Origin of the sequence: Treponema vincentii, assembly GCF_018336815.1 — a bacterium.
In the GTDB taxonomy this organism is placed as follows: domain Bacteria; phylum Spirochaetota; class Spirochaetia; order Treponematales; family Treponemataceae; genus Treponema.
In genome coordinates this window covers 769,511-791,480 of sequence record NZ_CP050497.1, presented here as the reverse complement: position 1 = coordinate 791,480, position 21,970 = coordinate 769,511, and the positions used below count along the sequence as shown (strand labels likewise).

The window sequence follows — 21,970 nt, the reverse complement described above, 5'->3', positions numbered from 1 at the left end:
GCTTACATAGAAAACTTCTTCTTCATCTGGGCAAACATCTTGGCGATATCTTCTTCCTCCGGTTCCGTTTCCGGCTCATGGTACTGCACTAGCTCCGCAGGAATTTCTTCCAAGAACGGTGACGGGCTGCACTCCAGCAAACCCGCCTGCCTGCGCCGCGTTCGGCAGCTCGTAATAATGAGCTTGTCGCGGGCGCGGGTAATGGCGACATAGAACAGGCGGCGCTCTTCTTCCACATCCCCTGCATTTTCTTCCATACTACGGGCATGTGGGATAATGCCTTCCTCGGCGCCTGCAATAAACACCACCGGAAACTCCAATCCCTTCGCTGCGTGGATGGTCATGATATTCACCTCACCGGTATCTTCCTCATTTTGGTCATCGCGGCTCAACAGTGTGATGCGATTGAGGTAAGTATACAGCGAAGGGTCAAAGTTGTCGGGGTTTGTCTCCCACGTGTCGATGGACTGCAAAAGGCTTTCGATATTCAAAAACTTAAAGCGCGCCGCTTTTTCGTTTTTCTGAAATTCCTGCGTCAGATAATCAAAATACTGAATGCGCTCTACGAGTTTCCGCACCTTATTTGCCAAGCCCTTGCCGGACAGCAGCTGTTTCCGCTCGGAACTTATCAGCTCGACAAATTCCTCCAAATCGGCAAGGCTCTTTTCGCGGAAGTCGTCCGGCGGACGCTCAAGCAGCGCATGAATCGCCATGCGGATGGAGCACTCCTTTTCCGTTGCGATTGCGGAGAGCACTTCCAGTGTTTTTTTCCCAATACCGCGCCGCGGTGTGTTGATAATCCGCAAGAGGTTAATATCATCGTCGGGATTCGCAATCACCCGCAGATAGCTGATAATGTCTTTAATTTCTTTGCGCTGAAAAAAACTCGTGCCGCCGGACATCCGGTACGGAATATTGGCATCGAGGAAGGCTTCTTCAATCGCGCGCCCTAAGCCGTTGGTACGGATCAAAACGCCGAAGTCCGCATAGCTCCGGTTCTCGCGCATCTTCTCCGTAAGGATGGTGTCCGCAATAAAATCAGCCTCTGCCGCCTCATTCTCCGGGATAAAAATTTCAATCGGCTTGCCGGAGCCGTTCCCCGACCACAGCGCTTTTTCCTTCCGGTTGGTATTGTGCGAAATCACCCCGTTCGCAGCCGCTAAAATCGTACCGGTGGAACGGTAATTCTGCTCAAGCTTAATCTCCACCAGATGCGGGAAATCCTTTTCAAACAGGCGGATATTTTCATAATTCGCCCCCCGCCACGAATAAATAGACTGATCATCATCGCCTACCACGCAGACATTATCATCTGCAATCAAATGCATCATCTGATACTGCTGAATACTCGTGTCCTGAAACTCATCCACCATCACATACCGGTAGCGGTTCTTGTACACCGCGAGCACATCGGGATGTTCGGTAAAAAGCTTAATCGGCAGCATAATCAAATCGTCAAAATCCACCGCATTGAACAGCTTGAGTCCCGCCTGATATTCGTTATACAACGGACGATACACCGCCGTCTGTGCCGTAAAGTTTTTCTGCCCCGTCTTTATCTGAGAAAACAGCGTCCCCACTCCGTACACATCGAGCGTTTCCGTTGCAATTTTCAGTTCCTTCGCCGACTCCTTAATCAGCTGATTGCGGTCTACCTCGTCGTAAATGCTAAAGTTCTGCCGCCATCCCAGCCGGTCAATATATTCCCGCAGGATTTTCACCCCCAGCGCGTGAAAAGTACTAATCGTTAAATTCTGTAACTTCTTACCCGTCAGCTCCTTAATGCGCTGCTCCATCTCCCGCGCCGCCTTGTTTGTAAAGGTCAACGCCAAAATCTGCGACTGAGGAATCCCGCTTTCCAGCATGTGCGCAATCCTAAACGTAATCACGCGCGTCTTCCCCGACCCCGCCCCCGCAATAATCAGCACCGGCCCGTTAATCGTATTGACCGCCTTCGCCTGCTCAGGATTCAAATTTTCCGTATTCATAAGAGAGAGAAGTATAGCACAAAACGAGGGGAAAAGATACGGAATAGTTTAGGTCTTTTTTTCGTTGGGTATTTGGTGGGGGAAGTCTCCCCCTACGGCTGCACACGGTTGCAGCCTACCCTCTCTGCGGGGATACCCCGCAACGCCCCGGCTTTATCCGTACGAAACATTGAGCAATACTCACATGCCGCATCGGGATATTGTTGATTTATGAAGATGCCGATAAAATCACATCCACCGCTGTACTAATGTCATGATTGTGTCTTTAGCCTTTTCTTTTTCTTCATTCGTATCTAAAAATAATGAAGCCGGACTGATGTTTAGTGCCTGGCATATTTTTAAAAGCGTATCCAAACTTGGTGTCCGTTTTCCTGTTTCAACATAGTTAATCATATTTTGTGAAATATTTGCTCTCAAAGCCAATTCAAGTTGCGACAAACCTTGCTTTTCCCGCTCTTTCCGTAAATTGAGAATAACCTTTTGCTGTTGTTCCAGAAGCACACTCATTTATTCAATTTTAATAAAATATAGTGTTGCAGCAATGTCATAACGTGTGCTATAATTATAAATATAGTATTATTCGGGTAATACACCAGTAAATGAAAAAGAGGGAATATATGGGAAATGCTGTAGGCAGCTATGCCGTAAGAGCTGTTAAAGATTTTGAACCTGATCTGGAAGACTCCGTTGAGAACTCTCTTCTCATGCAGTATGAACGAGTTATTATCGAAAGTATCATTAACTCCTTCGGATTGGATTTTATTATAAAAGACCGGCATGGCGGTGATGTAGATACTATCCATAATGTCAGGCAAATCGGTACTGACGATAACATGACCTATAAAAATAAAGCAAATGCCGAAGCCTATGAAAAACGCGGAGCCTACAATTCAGCAGACTATCATAGCGATAAACGGTACATCGAAAAAAACCGTGCTATTGCTGAACAAAGAAAAACGGGAACGTTGAAAGATGCTTATACGGGCGAAGATATTCCTGCAAGCGGCACAAGCGATCTTGATCATGTTATTTCCGCAAAAGAAATACATGATGACAGAGGCAGAAGCCTTGCCGGTTTAAAAGGCACTGACCTGGCAAATAGTGATGAAAATCTTCAAGCGACAAACCGGCGCACTAATCGGACAAAGAAAGCCGATGATATGGATACTTTTTTAAAAAAGTACGGCAACGAATATACGGAAAAACAAAAAGCAGCCATGCGCCGAAAAGATGCGAATGCTAGAAAGGTATATGAACAAAAACTTGCGCGGGCGTATTATACCGGTTCTCAATTCCGTAAAGATGTTGCATTTGCGGCAACCGGTGTCGGCTTAGGTATGGGTGTCCGGCAAGCGCTCGGATTTGCATTTACCGAAATCTGGTTCAATATAAAAGACGAACTTAATCGATTATACCGACAAGCAGATTTTAAGTTTGAAGAATTTTTCTCTGCAATAGGAAGCGGTATCAGAAACGGATGGGAAGCGGCACAACGAAAATACAAAGAACTTTTTTCAAAATTTCTACAGGGAGCAGCAGGCGGTGCAATGGCAAGTTTGACCACAACGCTTTGTAATATTTTTTTTACTACTGCGAAAAATACGGTTAACATAATACGCCAATCATGGGCTTCGTTGGTAGAGGCATTTAAAATTTTGTTTATTAATCCGGACGGCTACCTTCCCGGTGATAGAATCAAAGCTGTGGCAAAGATACTGGCAACAGGAGCAAGTGTGATTACCGGTACTTTAGTAGCAGAAGCGGTAAGATCAAGCGGCATCGGTGCTATCCCTGTCATTGGATCAATTGTACCGAGTTTTTGCGGAGCTTTTGTTACCGGTATTTTAAGCTGCACCTTCCTGTATTTTCTTGATAGGTCTCCTCTCATACATAAGCTCACCGATTTTTTTAATGCACTGCCGTCAATGCAGCACATTGTCAATTACTATAAACAGCAAGCTGCATATTTTGCAGAGTATGCGGCAAAGCTCATGGAGATTGATATCGAGCAATTCAAACAAGAAACAGCGCTGTATATCAGTCTTGCCTCCAATTTAGAAAATGCAAAAACAGAGCAAGAATTAAATACAATGCTTTACAAAGCTGCTGAAACAATCGGAATGAAAATACCGTGGCACACGCACAGCAGTTTTGATTCTTTTATGAAAGATAAAAATGCCCGTATGGTATTTGAATAATGTTTCAATGCAACCGTTGCGGCGAATGTTGTAGAAATGTGGATAAGTCCCATTTATATACAAACTTGAATAGAGGAGACGGCGTATGTAAATATTTAGACGGAAATATATGTACCATCTACAATGAACGGCCATTATTATGCAGAGTGGATGAATCTTTTAACCGGTATTTCAAACATACTATGAGTAAAGAAGATTACTATACGTTAAATTATCAAGCCTGTCAGATGCTAAAAGAGCAGGCAAAAAAGTACAGGAACCATAATAGATAGGAGTAGATTATGCCCATACCATTAATTCTCGGTGCTGCTGCGGCTGCGGCAGGATTGATAGGAGCCGGTGCCGGTATTAGCGGCGGAATGAAAATGAAAGAAGCTAATGACACAATAGAAGCCGCACAATCCAGACACCGTAGAAATATTAGTAGATTTAAAGAAAAACAAGAAGCTGCAACAAATGCTATGGATACTTTAGGAGAACTTGAACTCAACACCTTGAAAAGTTTTAAACACTTTCAAGCATTGATCGAAATAATACAAAACCGTCCGAAGTTTAAACCGTATGAAAAAAACGGCGTGAAGATCCCTCCGTATGATAAGGAAAAGATAAAAGAAGTTTCCGTCGGTGCTGAAATATTACTCGGTGGTTTAGGCGGTGCCGGCTTAGGAACTGCCGGAGGGCTTGCCGCTTCGGGACTTACTACCGGAGCGATTATGGCATTTGGAACTGCCTCCACCGGTACTGCGATTTCAACTTTAAGCGGTGCTGCGGCCACAAATGCAACCCTTGCAGCCTTAGGTGGAGGAAGTCTCGCGGCTGGCGGCGGTGGAATGGCGCTGGGAAGTCTAATACTCGGCGGTGCAACCTTGGGAGTCGGGTTACTGGTAGGCGGTATTATTTTCAATATTACCGGTAGTTCCCTTTCCGATAAGGCAGATGAAGCATGGACTCAAATGAAAAAGGCTGAAAATGAAATCGACTCCATTTGTCCCTACTTAGATGATCTTAAAAATATCGCAGAACGATATAACGCTGCTCTTATCAAAGTGAAAAATATCTACGATTCTCATATCAAGCTGTTGTATTCCATATTTAACAGCCAAACCGCTATGTATAACACAATAGATTGGAATAATTTTACACTTGAGCAGCAGGTAACTGTACATAATACGAGTTTATTGGTAGGCGTCCTTTTTAATATGTGCAAGGTAAATATTGTAAACAAGAGCGAAACAGAAGGCGAGAAGCCCAGTATTAATAAGTCAGATATAGAACAAACACTGCAGGATACTGAAACGTTTTTACAAGCAAAAAAGCTAACAGCTTAACATAAGGAGATACTCATGTATTTAAATCGACTTTCCGGAGAACAAAAAGAACTGTTTCTGGACTTATGTATTCATGCCTCGAAAGCGGATGGAATATTTGCCGAGGAAGAAAAACAGTACATACAACAATACTGTATTGAAATGCAACTGGAAACCGTCCGCTATTCCGCTCAAAATAATTTAGAAAATGTTATCAAAAAAATTACGGAAGTCAGTACTGATATTGACTTAAAGATTATTTTGTTTGAAATAGCTGCACTGGTCTTATCGGATAATACTTTCGATAAACAAGAACAGAATTTAGTAGACAAACTTACCGTGGCATTCCAACTTGGTGCAGATTTTAAAGAAAAGGCTCTTACACAGCTAAAAAATTTGATGAATGTATATGGAGAAGTCAACCGTCTATTGTTTGAAAGTGTCTGAGCAACTTTCATAACCATTGACCAAGCTAAAATCTTTCTTACTAATCACATCGTGAGGGGTAAAGTCAAAAGTCTTACAGAGTGGAATAGTCAGTCCCCCTTGTGCAGGGGGATAGTGTCTAAAATAGAAACCAGTTGCAACAATACCACATAGCCGTCTTGCATGGATAGCAAAAAAACCGGCTTAGCATCTTCCGTGTTTATTACCCGTATCTGTGTCAATGTTTCCTGCGTTGCGTCCGGCAGCATATCCGCACACAATGTATCCTGCGGTTCAAGTAAATATGCATCAGTGAAGGCGCCTGCTAGGAAGTTTGGTTCTTATTCCGCCGGCGCACCCTCTTTCCACGATTCAAAAATATACTCACGGGATTGATAGAAAAAATCCGTATTATAATTTGAAATTGCCCCGTCAATCCATGATGAATAAACAGAGACCAATGTGTCAACAATAAAATCAATAAATTCGTTTTCTGCACAAATATCTTCAATAAGGCGTTCGTATACTGCGCCGATTGTCCAATAATCCGGAACTGCATAACGGCACCGTAAAACATTATCAAAGTCTCCGGATGTTATATTATAAATGGATATAACTTCATCGGCAATTTTTTCAATCGGTTCGCAATGAAGCACATCTGCATCTTTATAAAGTCTTTTTATATTATTTTTCCCAAGTTGATTTACCAGTTTTGACCGCTCAATTTTGCAAAGGCGGCCGATATATTCCAAAAGACTGCACACATAAAATAACGAACTATTATTTTTCATCATACACCTCGTAAGCCGTCTTGAAAGTCAATGTTTCCAATGCTCGCGCTGTATGAAAACTTATCTGATGGGTCGGTTTCTTGAACTTTGCAAGTTCCCAAAACGCAGATCGGGAAATCTTACCATCAATGAAATCCTGAATATAATTGAAGATAGTATCATTCGCCATAGGACCTTCCACTATGTCATAATCATGAGATTTCCCACTCCGGCAATCAATGATAAAATCAAGCCATCCCTCTGTCATCGCCGGAAAGTTCAACATTTTGAGAGAGAAATTCTGAACATATTCATATTCGTTCACTATCCCTTTTCCGGAGAATCTCACTGCCCATCTTTTCGCCTGCTCGCTTATAAGCGTACAATAAAAACCAAAGTAAAAGTCTTTACTATACCGGAGAATGCGGATTTCCGGGCTTTTTACAATTTCTCTGCTTCCGTGATAAAGTATCATACAATAGGTTCCTTTGGTAACTATTATAATTGAGATTTGTCTTTCTGAAAACATACTGTATTATCTGTAATTTGAACAACGGTTTGTTTGGACCGGTTGCGGCCTCTCGCCTGAGCCGAAGCTGTTGATTGTATAAAAAAACGCTCCAGGAGTCTACAAGATTGAGTCGTTTATACTCTGTAGTCTTTTCGGAAAGCTCCCGTTGTTACCGGTTCCATCATAATTTAGCGGTTATTTCCGTATCCAGCTCATTAAACAAGGCGCGATTTGCAGGTATTTTCCCTGCAATAATGCCTCTCGCTTCTTCTATTGCCGCTTCGGTTTCAGCATTAAAGCGGGGTTGTTTCACCGCAAAGGGGAGTCCCCCTTCCATAATGGATTTATGAAGAAAAATAGAGATTGCATCCGTTACGGTGATGCCGAAAGTTGAGAAAAGTTGTTCTGCACTTGTCTTTGTTTCAGGATCGATTCTGATAGTAATATTTGCCGTCTTTGCCATGAATAGTGCCTCTTGATACAGGAGTTTATACCATTTTGTACGAACAAATGCAATACAATGTATAACACAACTCACCTCGATTTGCTAAAACATTTATTTGCTCCTCTCTGTCTTTTTTATAGAAATTTGATATAATAAAAAACAATTATCAATGAATCCTCTATGGAGTTACGTATGAATATTTCAGATGAATATAGACTCAAACTCACACAGTTGACTGACCTTTTTGAAAGAAATAGAAAACAGTACAATACATCGGCTTATGACGAAGCAAATACCCGTACCGATTTTATTGACAAGTTTTTTGAACTTTTAGGCTGGGATATAAGGAATGAACAAGGTTATTCCGAACAATATCGGGAAGTGGTGCGTGAAGACAAGGTAACGATAGCCGGAAGGGTTAAGGCTCCCGATTATGCCTTTAGAATAGGAGGGGTGAGGAAGTTTTTTGTAGAAGCGAAAAAACCGAGCGTTAACATTAAAGATGAACTTGAACCGGCGTTTCAGGTAAGGCGGTATGGGTACACGGCAAAACTCCCCCTGTGTATACTTACCGATTTTGAAGAATTTGCCGTGTACGACACTCGTATAAAACCTTCGCCTTCCGATAAACCAAGTACAGCCCGTATCTTTTACTGTACCTTCGATGAGTACCATAAACATTTCGATTTTATTTTTAACACTTTTTCAAAAGAAGCAATTTTAAAGGGCAGTTTCGATACCTATATTCAAGAGAATAAAAACAAAAAAGATACTTCCGAGGTTGATAAGGAATTACTGAAACTGATTGAAAACTGGCGGACGGATATTGCAAAAAATATCGCACTGCGTAATCCTTCGCTCAATATTTATCATCTAAATACTGCCGTACAAAAAATTATCGACCGAATCATTTTCTTGCGAATTGCGGAAGATAAGGAAATGGAAGAGTACGGCACCCTTTTGGGAATCTGCGGGTATCTACGTCGTTACGGCACCCAAAATAATACTCAATGTACTGTCAGTACACCTCCGTTTATTTTGGGTGCCGTGCCTAGTAGCTGTTCCACATATTCCCAAAAGACCTTTGATTCACATGAAACCGAAAGCGGCACAGTGTATCAAAAGCTGCAAGCTGTTTTTGACAGGGCTAATGCAAAGTACAATTCGGGACTTTTTAAACCGCATGATTGGCTTCGCAATTTGACTATTGATGATGCGGTTCTTTCTTCTATTATAAATGGACTGTATTATCCCGAATGTCCGTACGAGTTTTCCATTTTACCGGTCGAAATACTCGGCAATATTTATGAACAGTTTTTAGGAAAGATCATTAAATTTCGTAATGTGAAAGGCGGACACACTGCGCTGATCGAAGAAAAACCTGAGGTAAAAAAAGCCGGCGGTGTGTACTATACCCCGCAATATATCGTCCGCTACATTGTAGAAAATACCCTCGGCGTAAAAATAAAGGGGCAAAGCCCTGACGCTATTGCTCAGCTTAAAGTGATTGATCCCGCCTGCGGTTCAGGCTCCTTTCTTGTTGAAGCGTATCAGCAGCTCTTGAATTATCATTTGGACTATTATTCAAGCGAAAAGGAGCGGAAGCTGGCTTTGAAAAACAGCCGTATTTATGAAACAGGGAAAAATATTTATAAACTCACCATTGAAGAAAAGCAGCGTATTTTGCTGAATAATATTTACGGAGTGGATATAGACGGTCAAGCTGTGGAGGTTACCAAGCTTTCGCTCTACTTAAAGCTATTGGAAAATGAAGGAAGCGAAACGCAAGGGCAGCTGTTTAAGTTTTCGGATATGAAGCTTTTGCCCTCGCTCGATTCGAATATTAAATGCGGCAATAGTCTTGTCGGTTCCGACTATTATAACGAAAAAGACGTAAGCCTTTTTGACGATGAAGCAATGCGAAAAATCAATACCTTTGACTGGGATAAGGAGTTTCCGGAAGTCTTTGCTCAAGGCGGTTTTGACTGCGTAATAGGGAATCCGCCGTATGTGAACATCAGTGTATTTCCTGAACTGCACACATATTTGCAAACAACATATCCTGTAATACACACAGGTTATAACGATTTGATGTATTATTTTATGTATCGCGGTATTGAGTTCTTAAAAGAAGATGGATTGTACGGTATTATTACTTCAAATTATTTTTTTAGGCAATGAGTATGCAAAAAAATTACGAGTCTTTTTATCCGACAAGATTACCAAAATTGTAAATTTTAAAAATGCAAAAATATTTAGCGCAAATGTACATACTGCATTAGTATTTGCAGAAAAACATACAACAAATGACATCGATATTTTTACATATTCAAGCGATAAAGCTCCTGATTCCGTAATTATAGAAAATGATTACTCATATATCACGATGAAAAGGAATACACTCGGTGAAGTATGGATTCTTGCCGATAGCAAAGAACAGTATGTTATTGACAAAATGAAAACAGATTCATTATATCTTGGTGATATAATGCTCATTGAGCAAGGTTCTAAATCAGGTAAAAATGATATTTTTACAGTACCGCTTTCCGTTGCTGAAGAAAATACTTTTGAAAAAGATCTTATACGAAAAAATATAAAAAACGGCGATATTCATAGATACCATTTAGAAAATAGAAAAACTGTTCTGATTTATACAGATAACAAAACCGACATAAAAAAGTATCCGAATATTTATAAATATCTTTCAGCACATAAAAAGGAACTCAGCAACAGAAATGAGGTGTTAAAAGGTGCTTATGCATGGTATCGTTTTGATAGACCACGTAATAAAAATATTTTTGATGCAAAAGAAAAATTGATTGTCCCGTATCGGGCAACACAGAATCGCTTTGCGTATGATAATCAACAGTATTTCAATGACGGCGGTGATATCCGTGCATTAGTAATGAAAGAAAATATGCCTTTTAATATTAAATATCTACTGGTATTACTTAACTCAAAACTACACAACTGGTATTTTGGCTTTATCGGTAAATCAAAAGGAAATACGCGGGAATATTTTAATAAACCTCTTGCAGAAATTCCCATAAAAGCTATTTCACCGGAGGATCAAGCCCCGCTTATCACTCTTGCAGATCAAATGCTTGAAATCAAAAGCAGATTGCAGCAAGTTTTTTCCGATGAGGATAAAAAGCTCTTGGAACAACGGGCGGCAATTATTGATAAGCAGATTGATAGGGCGGTATACCGGTTGTATGGGCTGACGGAAGATGAGATAAAAGTGGTGGAGGGGGAGTAGGGATGAATGAGCATATAACAGAGTATTGTAAAAATTTTATAGAATCAATTGATAATCCGCAATTTGCAGTTTTTCTAAAGGGTAAATGGGGAATTGGTAAAACCTATTTTATTGATACTTTATTGGATAAATATAAAACAAGCAATACGAATAACAGCTCTGATATCGATGAATCACATATCATTAAGATAAGTTTATTTGGTGTCAAAAATTATGATGATATTGATATAAAAATTTATGAAGCTATTCATCCTATTTTATCATCTAAGGGAATGAAAATAGCAGGGGCAGTTGCTCGCTCCGCCTTAAAACTGGGAACAAGTATTGATTTTAACGGAGATAAAAAGAATGATATAAGTATGACTATCGGCGGTTTTTCGTTCGGCAAAGGCAAAATTGCAAGACACATCGCTAAAAAACTTATTATTGTAGATGATTTTGAGAGAGCGTTATTAGAATCTGGTGAAATATTCGGTTATTTTTCAGAAATAATTGCACAATCTAATACAAAAGTAATTTTTATTGGAAATGAAGAAAAAATTGCAGAAAAAAACGAACAAAAGAAAATAGAATATTTACAAATAAAAGAGAAAATTATAGGAATAGAATTTGAAATTGAACCGGACATCGAGAATGCTATCAATCATTTTGTCGAAATCTTGCCATTTCAAAATAAGGATTTTTTCAGGACTAGAACAAAAGAAATTATACAAAACCTTGGTTGTACTAATCTTAGAACTGTTTGGCAGGCTCTATATAATTTGAACTTACTAATTACGTTAATAGATGAAGAAATAGAAGATACTGATAAGGAATATATTTTTTCCATCTTCCTTGTATTATATATACAAAAAAATCTTGAAGAAATTCATGAGGATGATCAGATCATTGATATTCTTTCAGGATATTTTAAATATAATAGCCCATATAAAAGATATAAAGAAATGAAAGCAGAACGAAAAAAAGAAAATGCATATTTTTTCTTTTTAGATATTACTGGGTATATTCCTTTGCTTTCATCTTGGACTAGATTGATTTTTGACGGTTACTATAATAAAGAATGGCTTGTAAAAAACTATAAAGAAGAAAAAAATGCTATTAAAATAGAAAATGAGAAAACAGATAAGAATTTATTTAAATTATTGCATAATTGGCGTAATTTAAATGGCACAGATTTTGAGCCATTGATAAAATTAGTTTTTAAAGAATTTGATGAAGGTGTATATTTACACCCCGGCGAAATCCTACATTTTGCACATATTATGATGCTGTTCTCGAAATGGAATTTAATCCCTGATAGTATTGATACAATTTCTAAAAAGATTGAGAAGTTTTTAACAGATTTTTCTGATAAAGTTATTCCAGTAACTAACTGGGAATATTTAATACTGGAATATAACGGATATGAATATAATACAGATCTCATAGAATTTAAAAAAGTGCTTGATGAGCTCAACGAGTTTAATTCTGAGAATGTAAAAAAACATGCAAGTATTGATATACAAGAAGAAGTAAAACTTTTAGATACAGATGAGGGTATAAATATTTTCTGTAAAGACATTATGTATGCAAATGGCAGCGGTAAATATTATAAACAACCAATACTAAGTTATTTAGATATGAAAGATTTCTATAATATTTTAAAAACTCTATCAATTAAAAATCAACAGAGAATATTATATTCTTTTGTCGATCGGTATGGTAAAAGATATACTAATGAACCTTTAGAAAAAGAATATTATCCTGATTATAAGAACTTAGAACTTTTATGTAATATATATAAATCTGATGTAAAAGAGATTTATTATAATCCGCAAGAAATGTTAAAAAATAGCTTGGCAGAAGAATGGGATAACTTACTTTCATATTTTAAAAGAAAAATAAATGCTTAGTCATAATAAAACTGAGGAATTATAAATAATTTAAATTAAGCAGGAGTGATAAATCAATGTCTTACAAAACAATTATTGAACAAGTAAAAATGCTGCCGGAGCCGCTATTGGTGTCAGTGTCAGCTTTTATTAAATTGCTTGAAGCAGAGCAAACTTGTAGGGTTACGGAAAATTATACTAAGCAAACAAAACCGAAAGATAAGCAAGCATTCTTTGCGTTAGCAGGAAAAATCCATCTGGATCAAGATGCAGTAACCGAATTACGCGAGGCAAGTTTGATATGATTCTGGTAGACTAAGACTTTTTCGATTTCTTTTAAAAAGAGATGGAAAAAGCGAATTTTAGCCACTATAAAGGAGCCTGCTAGGAAGTTTGATTCTTATTCCACCGGAGCACCCTCTTTCCACGATTCAAAAATATACTCACGGGATTGATAAAAAAAATCCGTATTATAATTTGAAATTGCTCCGTCAATCCATGACGAATAAACAAAGACCAATGTGTCAACAATAAAATCAATAGATTCGTTTTCTGCACAAATATCTTCAATAAGACGCTCGTATACTGCGCCGATTGTCCAATAATCCGGAACTGCATAACGGCACCGTAAAACATTATCAAAGTCTCCGGATGTTATATTATAAATGGATATAACTTCATCGGCAATTTTTTCAATCGGTTCGCAATGAAGCGTGTCTGCATCTTTATAAAGTCTTTTTATATTGTTTTTCCCAAGTTGATTCGTGCGGAGGGTTTAATACCCTGACGCTTTGCGTCGTAACAAAGGGTATTAAAACCGACTGCAACCACCTTATAGAACACACAGTGCGAAACATTGAGCACTGTGCCCCGATGCTCTGCATCGAGGTTGTTGATTTACCAGTTTTGACCGCTCAATTTTGCAGAGGCGTCCGATATATTCCAACAGAAAGGCGAGTTTCCGAACAGGTTTAATGTATTTCCCTTCCGCACGAATGATGAGTGTTCAAAACGAGCAGGGGCACTACGGTGAACTGCGTAGGGTTAGCGATGGGAGCTGCGCCGCAGGCGTTCCAGAACGAAGTGAAGGAATGGAGCGGTAGCGGAACAGCGGACGTAGCGACCCGAACGGAGTGAGGGGAACCCCAAATAAAAAATCAAGGTTTATTTTTCACCCGCTAAAACATCGCTACTGCATGGAACCACTGCCATCCTTGGCAGTAATGGACGGCGAGTTTGCGCAGAACCGCCTAGGATGGCGGGCGTATGAAGCAGAAACGATGTTTTACCAAAATTTTATTTTTGTAAAACTCGCGAGTCAATTTACACCACGGATGGTGTAAATTGACGATGCCACTTATCATCGTATGCGCGTTCCGCGCATCAATGCAGCAACTTCCAAAGCTTATACTTTGTTCAGTTACTGCATTTTAAGGAACGGAAGTGTTAAAAATTAATCCGAGTTTTTAACCGGAGTTAATGAGGATAAAACGATGCAATTTAAATTGTTTGTTATACCAATCTCCAATTATGAACAAGCGGGTTCGAGAATGCGATTAAAGAATACATCAAAAATGATATATTGCGGGAATACCTACAAAGAAAATCACGGGAGATCATCAATATGTTAATAGCTGAATATGATTACGATACTGATATTGTCGTACAAAGAGGAGAAGCAGGAAGAATAACTTTCGCCGAAGGCAGAGAGCAAGGGATATCACAAGGTTCCCGCCAAGCAAAGCTCGAAACAGCAAAGCTATTAAAACAGCTTGTTGATTCTGTACAAAAGATAATGCAGGTTACCGGATTAAGCAGAGCTGGTGTGGATGGCGCCTAAAAGCGAAGCTCTCTATTTTATAGAACACCGTATTCCGAATATCATATTCCGCTTGGAAATTGCCGATTTTTTAAGATACCTCGGGTTTTTTGATCACTATACAAAAGAAAAGATGAAGGTAAAAGGTTATGTCCGGTATATGGATGACGTACTACTGTTCACCAATACGATGCAGGAAATAAAGGCGATGTTCAAAATCGTGCTGTCTGTACAACTTTGGACTCATCGACCTGTTCGACAACGAAGGTATCGAACAGGTTGACTATGAAAGGCATTACCGGTACTCGGCATTTACCGCTGCAAGCGCGGGGAGTAGGTTGTCGGTAAAAAACCGGTCTTCAATCGGGAGATTTGCCGCAGTTCTGCCTAAATACACATCCTTACGATTTGCCCCGTGAAAGTCGCTGCCGGCGGTAACAATCAGCCCGAGATTTTCGGCAAGCGCTTGCAGGCGGACACATTCGCCGTACCGAGCACCGGAATGCCATGCTTCAAGACCTACTAAGCCTTGACCTTTAAATTGAGCAATCGTTTCGGGTAGTTTTCCCCACGAAAGATAGAGCGACATCGGGTGAGCCAAAACGGGAACCCCGTGTGCAGCTTTAATCGCTTCTATCACTTCCGTAAGCGGTAAACACTCTTTTTCAATATAAAACGGCCGTCCTTTGGCTAAATATCTCAGAAAGGCGTCTTGAATGGATTTTGCTTTCTTTTCTTGTACAAGGTACTTTGCAAAATGAGGTCGCCCGATTACCGTTCCTCCGGCTATGTTATGCAATTTTTCTTCATCAATTACGATTCCTGCCTCAGAGAACTTTTTGATGATTTTGCGGTTCCGTTGGAGACGTTTTTCCTGCGCATACTGCATAAGGCCGCAAAGTGTTTTATTTTTAATATCGATTCCCAGCCCAAGCAAATGTAATTCCCCGGGTTGCCATTCAACACTGATCTCTATTCCCGGTAAAACACGGATACCGAGCGCTTCCCCTGCCTGCTGGGCTTCCGCAACCCCCGCTACGGTGTCGTGGTCGGTAAGGGCAAACAGCGAAAGCCCCGCCTTATGTGCTTCCGCTGCCAATTCCGTTGGTGAAAAAGTGCCGTCGGAAGCAGTGGAGTGCGTATGTAAATCTATCATAACAATCATTATAACAAAAAGATGTATAATGCACTAGGTTTTTTTTAGCGAGGTGTGGTATAATCATCAAAGGTAGTTCTTACCGTTAATTATTTGAATAAATATATGCGATCCCCTTTAAAAACTGAAGTTTTTAGAGCTTCCCATATATGATTACAGTTGAGAACTGCGTGTGCTACGGAGGACAAAATGCCAAAGGCTGTTCAATACAGCGCAAATTCAGTAATTTATTTTTCAGGCGATTTTGATGCTCGAGTATTTTTGCTGCATAGCGGACATATTGCACTCAATTCGCTCGATATTGAAACCGGCGCGCAGGTAACGGAATATATTAAAACCGGTGAATTTTTTGGGGTGAAATCCGCACTCGGGAATTATCCGCGGGAAGAAAGTGCAATGGTTTTAACCGATTCGCTCGTATATACCTTCTCGGTTGCCGAATTTGAGAGCTTTGCTCAAACAAATACTCGTATTATCCTTCAAATGTTGAAGGTTTTTTCCAGACAACTGAGAAATATTCATCATCAACTTGAATCGTTAATGGATAGTAAACAGCAAACGAATAACGAAGACGGTTTATTTACAGTTGCAACAGCCTTTTATAAATCGCAGCATTATCAAGCGGCAGCCCAAGTAGCAGCACGCTATCGGGCGCTCTATCCGGCAGGCAAGCACTTGGCAGCGATTAGTCCGATTATTGCAAACTCGACACAGATGGCAGGTCGCAGCTTTGGAGAAGCCCGGCAGCAGACCAACATGAGCAGTATTTCTTCCGGGCAACCTACATCATCAGCTTCCATTCCTGCGAGCGGCCCCGTTCAACAGGCTCAGCCCGATGATGCTTCAGTAGATTTGAGTTTTCAACTTGCCGAAGATCTTGCAAAACAAGAAAAGTGGGCTGATGCATACAAGCAATATCATACCATTATTGAAATGAAACATGGTACGAAACTGGAGGCAGCTTATTTAGGAGCTGCCCGTTGCTTATATAAACAGGCAGAATATGTGCGGTGTATTCAGCTTGGTACGAGCTTTATTACTCAATTCCCCAAATCTTTAAAACTTGCAGAAATTCTGATGTTCCTCGGCCTCTGCTATCAAGGTATGGAGCGCCCCGATAAGGCATTGCCGTTCTATGATAAAGCTTTGACGATGGCAGGGCCTCTGTTGGTACCCAAGATTAAAGAGCTGCAAACCGCATGCGAAGGAGCTATTCATGCCTGATTTATTTGCCTCGTTTGCTCGTTTTGCTAAAAAGTTTCCCAAAGGTTCCGTTATCTTTTCCGAATTTGAACCCGGCGCTTCCTTCTATTTAATTCAATCGGGGCGTGTTCAACTGATTAAGATTATCAATGGGGCAGAAAAAAATCTTGATATTTTACAGCAGGGTGAAATCTTCGGTGAAATGGCTGTTTTGGATAATTCTCCCCGTTCCGCTTCCGCGATTGCGTATGACGATGTCGTTGCCCTCGAGTTTAATAAGGAAAACTTTGAAATTCTGTTAACCGGAAATCCGGCCATCGCAATGCGCCTGTTAAAGACTTTTGTCAAGCGTATTTACGTTCAGAAACGCCGATTCATGATTTTGACGATACAGGACAATATCGCTCGTGTCGGTGACGTATTCTTGATGCTTGACGAAACGCAGCCCGATCTTGACCGCTCAACCCAGATGCGTACCTTTATCATTACGCCGGAAGAAGTTGCTCGATGGGCGGGACTTTCTGCAGAAGCAACAGGCGATGCACTGCGTAAGTTTGCCGATCAGGGACGATTGGAAGTATACGGCGACCGTATTATCGTAAAAAATATCGTTGACCTTGCCCGTTTTGTAACGACCCGACGCTCAAAAGATAACTTTTTCGGCTAATTATCGGTGATGAAAGAACAGACATTACAAGGCAGTATCCGCTCATGGAAGACCATGCAGGACGCTTTTTCCTCTTTGAGGGAAGAGCGTTTTCCGTATCATATACACGGGCTTTCAGGCGGTATATTCGCTTTTTTCTTAGCCGAATATGTCCGCCGTTTCGGCACTAATCTTTGTATCGTTGTCCCGACGGAAAAAGAAATAGAAGAACTACGTGCAGACCTTGATATTGCAGGATTGCAGGCTCAGGTTTTGCCGTGGTGGGGCAATATGGCATACCGGCCGGTACAAAACTCGGCGCCGGTATTTGCGGAGCGTGCTCAAATATTAGCGGAACTCTGCGCAGGGGCGCCGGTATCCGGCGCGGTATCGTCCGGTATGACGACAAAAGCGGTATCCGGTGCGGCGGTCTCCGGCTCAGCGGCGTCAAATTCGGCGGCAAACACGGTAACGGTTATGACCCAGCGGGCATTTTTAACGCCGGTTCCGCCGCCCGACTACCTTAAAACACTCACCTGTACTCTCTATAAAGGTAAGGAAATCGACACGGAAAAAATAGCTTCGCTGCTGGTGCAATGGGGCTATACACGGGTGCCGCGGGTAAGCGTCCGGGGCGAGTTTGCACTTCGAGGCGAGGTACTCGATGTCTGCGCCGCTGCTAACAAAGGGTCGCAGCACACCGCTTACCGTATCCAATTCGACTTTACTACTATCGAAAAAATAAAATCCTTCGATATGCACACGCAGGCCTCGGTTGAAGAATTTGACAGCCTTACGCTCTATCCGATGAAAGAAGTTATCTGGGATGATGAGCGGATCGCCGCGTTCGAACGGAATTTACCGCAGATGCCCGAATTTACCGCCGAAGGTACGGACAAGCTTATTGCGCACTTAAAAGAACACCGCGCCTTTGGCGGTGAAGAGCTTTTTTATCCGCTCTGTTTTGAAAAACCTGCAAGCGTCCTTGATTATCTTGAGTATCTGCACGGCAGTGGTGCATCAACACAGCGGAATGCAGATGGCGCTTCAAGACATCAGGGTACAGGCGGCGCTACGAAACCTGCAGTTCTCCTGTACATGGACTACGACCGGCAGCGGAACGCGGTGGAGGCGCTGGAGCGGGAGTATCACGGCTTATATAACAAAATCACCCGCGCAATCGACGACGACATCAAGCATAATCTTTTGATTACCGAATATCCCATGCCGCAGCGCCTTTTGCTGCCCTTTGCGGAACTGACCGAGAGCTATCCGCAGAGTCTTTTCCTCCGGACGCTGAAAGAAACAGACGAAACCGGAGCGTCGATTGTGTTTAACTGCGACCCGCCGCGCAGTTTTTTCGGCAATATCGTGTATCTAAAAGAAGAATTAACGCATTTACAGCAGGAAGGCTGGCGTATTTTTGTGTTTGCGGAAAGCGATGCGCAGGCGCTCCGTATCGGTGAATTGCTCAAGGATATTAAGGCAACGGTGCTGCCGCTTACGCTGTCGTCCGGCTTCGGCATCCCCGAACTTAAAATACTCGTTATTCAGGAAAACGAAATTTTCGGCAGGCGGCGGCGCATCCCGAAATCGGTTAAACAGGTTAAAAGCTCGGTTATCGACACCTTTGTAGAACTTAATCCCGGCGACTATGTTGTCCACGTCAACTACGGTATCGGGCAGTTTAAGGGGATTGAGCGGGTCAAAACGCTGGGGCATGAACGCGACTATATCAATCTGCTATACGCGCAGGACGAAACGGTGTTTATCCCGATCGAGCAGGCGAACCTCGTGCAGCGGTATATCGGCAATGAAGGCGAGGCGCCGCGGCTGGATATCATCGGCTCTAAGGCGTGGGAAAACCGGAAAAACAAGGTTAAAAAATCGGTTGAAGATATTGCCGATAAGCTTATCGACCTGTATTCCCGCCGTAAAGCTGCCGCCGGTTTTGCCTTTGCGAAAGACAACGAATGGCAAACCGCTTTTGAAGCCGCCTTCCCGTATGAGGAAACGGAAGATCAGCTGACTTGTATTGCCGATGTAAAGACCGACATGGAAAAACCGATACCGATGGATCGGCTCATCTGCGGCGACGTCGGATACGGTAAGACGGAAATTGCGATGCGGGCAGCTTTTAAGGCGGTGATGAGCGGGAAGCAGGCAGCCTTTTTAGCCCCGACCACCATCCTCGCGGAGCAGCATTTTGATACCTTTCAAGAACGCTTTCAAAAATTTCCGGTCAAACTCGCACGGCTGTCCCGCTTTGTTTCCAAGGCTGAACAGAAAAAAGTGCTGACCCAGCTGAAAAACGGCGAACTTGATATTGTTATCGGTACACACCGCGTGATTCAGAAAGACGTGCAGTTTAAAGATTTGGGGCTGATGATTGTTGACGAGGAACAGCGCTTCGGGGTTAAAGACAAGGAGCGGCTCAAGCAGATGAAGACGAATATCGACTGCCTCTCTTTGAGTGCGACCCCCATCCCGCGTACCCTGCATATCAGCCTCTTAAAAATCCGCGACATGAGCCTTTTAACCACGCCGCCGCAAAACCGCCGTCCGGTGGAAACCGTTATTTCTCCGTTTGACCCTGAAAAAATTGCGCAGGCGATCCGTTTTGAAGTTGACCGCGGCGGGCAGGTGTTCTATCTGCATAACCGCGTAGAAAGCCTCGAAGAAACGCGGTATAAGATTCAACAGCTCATCCCCGAAGTGCTTATCGATATTGCGCACGGGCAGATGAGCGCAACCGAACTTGAAGATATTTTCCGCCGCTTCAATATGGGCGGCTTTCATGTCCTCATCGCGACTACCATTATCGAAAACGGTATCGACATCCCCAATGCGAATACCATCATCATCGACCGTGCCGATATGTACGGCGTTTCGCAGCTGTACCAACTGCGCGGCCGCGTCGGACGTTCCGACAGAAAGGCCTATGCGTATCTCCTCTACCCCGAAAACAAGGCGCTTTCGGAGGTGGCGATGAAGCGGCTGCAGGTTATCTCCGATTTTACGGAGCTCGGTTCCGGCTTTAAAATTGCGATGAAGGATATGGAAATCCGCGGCGCAGGGAATCTGTTGGGAAAAGAGCAGTCAGGCGATATTTATTCCGTCGGCTTTGACCTTTACCTTCGTCTGCTGGAAGAGGCGGTGGAACGGCTGCAAAACGCCGGTTACGAGCCTGAAACGGAGCCGGTCATAGAGCTGGAATACACGGGCTTTATCCCCGACAGCTATATCCGCGTGCCGGAAACAAAGATGGAAATATACAAAAAAATCGCCGCCGTCCGTACCGCGGAGGAGCTCGACAGGCTCTACGCGGAGCTGTCCGACCGGTTCGGCCCCGTTCCGGAAGAAGCGGAAAGTCTGCTTTCCCTTGCCGAAATTAAAATTATCTGTGCAAAACTCGCAATCGCCTCGCTTAAAGAGCGGAACGGAACCGTGCGCATCACCTTTGCTAAAGTCTCAAAGATTTCTATCGACAAATTACTCCGCATGATAAAAGAGTCGGCGGGGCGGGTTAAACTCGATGCAAAGCAGCCGAATGTCATCATGCTCGAAACCGGCTCTATCGGCTTAAAAGAAAAGAGCGAATTTATCAGCGAAAAACTTAATCAGCTTGTATAGGGCATCTGCAAAAAACTCGATTAGGTTTTTAGAGGTTCCCTATAAAACTTCAAAAGAACCGGTTGCGCCCGATTACCCGCGCCGCACACGGTCAAACCACGTTTCAGGTTCTTTGTTCCATTCAAGCGCGATAGCGGCTTCTTCGGGGCTTAAATAGTTTTCTTCTTGCAACAGCTCAATCAAAACCGAAAAGCGGGAGAGTGATTCAAAGGGGCAGTCTTCGTTTTTAAAATTGGTGTCAGCCTGCGCAAATTGATAAGAAAAAATCGCTTTTAAACTCACCTCGGCGGCTCCGGCTGCACGTAAGGACTTCACCGCGCCGATACTGCTCTTCCCCGTCGAGATTAAATCTTCGATAAGCACTATCTTCTTACCCGCAACGGCTGCCCCTTCTATTGTGCTGCCCGTTCCGTGATCTTTCGGCGCGGAACGCACGTAGGCAAGCGGTTTGTTCAAGGCATTTGCAATGAAGGCAGCCCACGGAACTCCCGCCGTAGCGACACCCGCAATCACATCGATATCGGCAGGAATTAATTGTGTAAAGGCCTCCGTAATGAGGGTGCGCTGCTGAGGCCAACCTAAAAGAGAGCGGTTATCGCAATAGATAGGGCTGCGTATCCCCGAAGCAAAGGTAAAAGGCTCCGCAACGTTAATCTTGACGGCTTTTACCTCAAAGAGCGTGCGGGCAACCGCAATTTCTATTTCTTTTTTATCACAGTGAACAGCATTCATAATTAT

At 42.4% G+C, this 21,970-nt stretch carries 19 protein-coding genes and 1 pseudogene; 12 read left to right on the top strand and 8 right to left on the bottom strand.

Annotation, left to right across the window (positions count from 1 at the left end):
* Positions 1 to 2 precede the first annotated feature (2 nt).
* Positions 3 to 1,988: an ATP-dependent helicase gene (locus tag GWP40_RS03635; protein WP_212566094.1), complete on the bottom strand. Its 1,986-nt coding sequence runs from the start codon at positions 1,986 to 1,988 to the stop codon at positions 3 to 5.
* 228 nt (positions 1,989 to 2,216) lie between these two features.
* Positions 2,217 to 2,495 (bottom strand): helix-turn-helix domain-containing protein, encoded by a 279-nt coding sequence (locus GWP40_RS03630; protein WP_212566093.1) that lies wholly within the window; start codon positions 2,493 to 2,495, stop codon positions 2,217 to 2,219.
* 110 nt (positions 2,496 to 2,605) lie between these two features.
* On the opposite strand from GWP40_RS03630, the gene GWP40_RS03625 reads away from it, so the two are divergent.
* The 3 genes from GWP40_RS03625 to GWP40_RS03615 all read left to right on the top strand — a co-directional run bounded on the left by GWP40_RS03625 (position 2,606) and on the right by GWP40_RS03615 (position 5,940).
* Complete coding sequence (locus GWP40_RS03625) at positions 2,606 to 4,186, top strand: hypothetical protein (protein WP_212566092.1); 1,581 nt, start codon at positions 2,606 to 2,608, stop codon at positions 4,184 to 4,186.
* A 281-nt stretch (positions 4,187 to 4,467) separates the two neighbouring features.
* Entirely contained in the window at positions 4,468 to 5,514 is a 1,047-nt protein-coding gene (locus GWP40_RS03620) for a hypothetical protein (protein WP_212566091.1), read from the top strand.
* Positions 5,515 to 5,529: 15 nt separating this feature from the next.
* Positions 5,530 to 5,940 (top strand): tellurite resistance TerB family protein, encoded by a 411-nt coding sequence (locus GWP40_RS03615; RefSeq protein WP_212566090.1) that lies wholly within the window; start codon positions 5,530 to 5,532, stop codon positions 5,938 to 5,940.
* Positions 5,941 to 6,029: 89 nt separating this feature from the next.
* Here the strand turns inward: GWP40_RS03615 and GWP40_RS03610 are convergent, their stop codons facing one another.
* The 4 genes from GWP40_RS03610 to GWP40_RS03595 all read right to left on the bottom strand — a co-directional run bounded on the left by GWP40_RS03610 (position 6,030) and on the right by GWP40_RS03595 (position 7,663).
* Positions 6,030 to 6,188 carry a hypothetical protein gene (locus GWP40_RS03610; protein ID WP_212566089.1) on the bottom strand — a complete coding sequence of 53 codons (159 nt, stop codon included), beginning with the start codon at positions 6,186 to 6,188 and terminating at the stop codon, positions 6,030 to 6,032.
* A gap of 72 nt (positions 6,189 to 6,260) precedes the next feature.
* Positions 6,261 to 6,713 carry a hypothetical protein gene (locus GWP40_RS03605; RefSeq protein ID WP_230974582.1) on the bottom strand — a complete coding sequence of 151 codons (453 nt, stop codon included), beginning with the start codon at positions 6,711 to 6,713 and terminating at the stop codon, positions 6,261 to 6,263.
* The gene (locus GWP40_RS03600) at positions 6,700 to 7,164 is read right to left on the bottom strand and encodes a DUF3990 domain-containing protein (protein WP_212566088.1); all 465 of its coding nucleotides are present in this window, start codon (positions 7,162 to 7,164) and stop codon (positions 6,700 to 6,702) included. The genes GWP40_RS03605 and GWP40_RS03600 overlap by 14 nt, the downstream gene beginning before the upstream one ends.
* A gap of 217 nt (positions 7,165 to 7,381) precedes the next feature.
* A complete protein-coding gene (locus GWP40_RS03595; RefSeq protein ID WP_212566087.1) occupies positions 7,382 to 7,663 on the bottom strand; it encodes a type II toxin-antitoxin system RelB/DinJ family antitoxin in 282 nt (93 codons plus the stop codon).
* A 174-nt stretch (positions 7,664 to 7,837) separates the two neighbouring features.
* Here GWP40_RS03595 and GWP40_RS12650 point away from each other — a divergent pair, with 174 nt between their 5' ends.
* The 6 genes and pseudogenes from GWP40_RS12650 to GWP40_RS03565 all read left to right on the top strand — a co-directional run bounded on the left by GWP40_RS12650 (position 7,838) and on the right by GWP40_RS03565 (position 14,877).
* Positions 7,838 to 9,826, top strand: coding sequence for an Eco57I restriction-modification methylase domain-containing protein (locus GWP40_RS12650; protein WP_230974581.1), 1,989 nt, complete (start codon positions 7,838 to 7,840; stop codon positions 9,824 to 9,826).
* Positions 9,780 to 10,904 carry a TaqI-like C-terminal specificity domain-containing protein gene (locus GWP40_RS03585; protein WP_212566086.1) on the top strand — a complete coding sequence of 375 codons (1,125 nt, stop codon included), beginning with the start codon at positions 9,780 to 9,782 and terminating at the stop codon, positions 10,902 to 10,904. Before GWP40_RS12650 ends, GWP40_RS03585 begins: the two co-directional genes overlap by 47 nt.
* Positions 10,905 to 10,906: 2 nt before the next feature.
* Positions 10,907 to 12,796, top strand: a complete 1,890-nt coding sequence (locus tag GWP40_RS03580; RefSeq protein ID WP_212566085.1) for a P-loop NTPase fold protein — start codon at positions 10,907 to 10,909, stop codon at positions 12,794 to 12,796.
* Between the two features lie 56 nt (positions 12,797 to 12,852).
* Positions 12,853 to 13,080 (top strand): hypothetical protein, encoded by a 228-nt coding sequence (locus tag GWP40_RS03575; protein WP_212566084.1) that lies wholly within the window; start codon positions 12,853 to 12,855, stop codon positions 13,078 to 13,080.
* 1,232 nt (positions 13,081 to 14,312) lie between these two features.
* Positions 14,313 to 14,615: pseudogene (locus tag GWP40_RS03570) on the top strand (hypothetical protein); the annotation flags it as partial.
* Positions 14,605 to 14,877: an RNA-dependent RNA polymerase family protein gene (locus GWP40_RS03565; RefSeq protein ID WP_212566082.1), complete on the top strand. Its 273-nt coding sequence runs from the start codon at positions 14,605 to 14,607 to the stop codon at positions 14,875 to 14,877. The pseudogene GWP40_RS03570 and the gene GWP40_RS03565, both read left to right, overlap by 11 nt.
* 12 nt (positions 14,878 to 14,889) lie before the next feature.
* Here GWP40_RS03565 and GWP40_RS03560 read toward each other — a convergent pair whose 3' ends face one another.
* A complete protein-coding gene (locus GWP40_RS03560) occupies positions 14,890 to 15,750 on the bottom strand; it encodes a PHP domain-containing protein (RefSeq protein ID WP_212566081.1) in 861 nt (286 codons plus the stop codon).
* A 189-nt stretch (positions 15,751 to 15,939) separates the two neighbouring features.
* Here GWP40_RS03560 and GWP40_RS03555 point away from each other — a divergent pair, with 189 nt between their 5' ends.
* From GWP40_RS03555 to mfd, 3 genes are read left to right on the top strand one after another with little or no spacing between them, the layout of a single operon-like run.
* The gene (locus GWP40_RS03555) at positions 15,940 to 16,974 is read left to right on the top strand and encodes a cyclic nucleotide-binding domain-containing protein (RefSeq protein ID WP_212566080.1); all 1,035 of its coding nucleotides are present in this window, start codon (positions 15,940 to 15,942) and stop codon (positions 16,972 to 16,974) included.
* Positions 16,967 to 17,620 (top strand): Crp/Fnr family transcriptional regulator, encoded by a 654-nt coding sequence (locus GWP40_RS03550; protein ID WP_212566079.1) that lies wholly within the window; start codon positions 16,967 to 16,969, stop codon positions 17,618 to 17,620. The genes GWP40_RS03555 and GWP40_RS03550 overlap by 8 nt, the downstream gene beginning before the upstream one ends.
* A 9-nt stretch (positions 17,621 to 17,629) precedes the next feature.
* Positions 17,630 to 21,232, top strand: coding sequence for a transcription-repair coupling factor (mfd, locus tag GWP40_RS03545; protein WP_212566078.1), 3,603 nt, complete (start codon positions 17,630 to 17,632; stop codon positions 21,230 to 21,232).
* A 72-nt stretch (positions 21,233 to 21,304) separates the two neighbouring features.
* On the opposite strand, the gene pyrE is transcribed toward mfd, so the two are convergent.
* Positions 21,305 to 21,964 (bottom strand): orotate phosphoribosyltransferase, encoded by a 660-nt coding sequence (pyrE, locus tag GWP40_RS03540; protein ID WP_212566077.1) that lies wholly within the window; start codon positions 21,962 to 21,964, stop codon positions 21,305 to 21,307.
* Positions 21,965 to 21,970 lie beyond the last annotated feature (6 nt).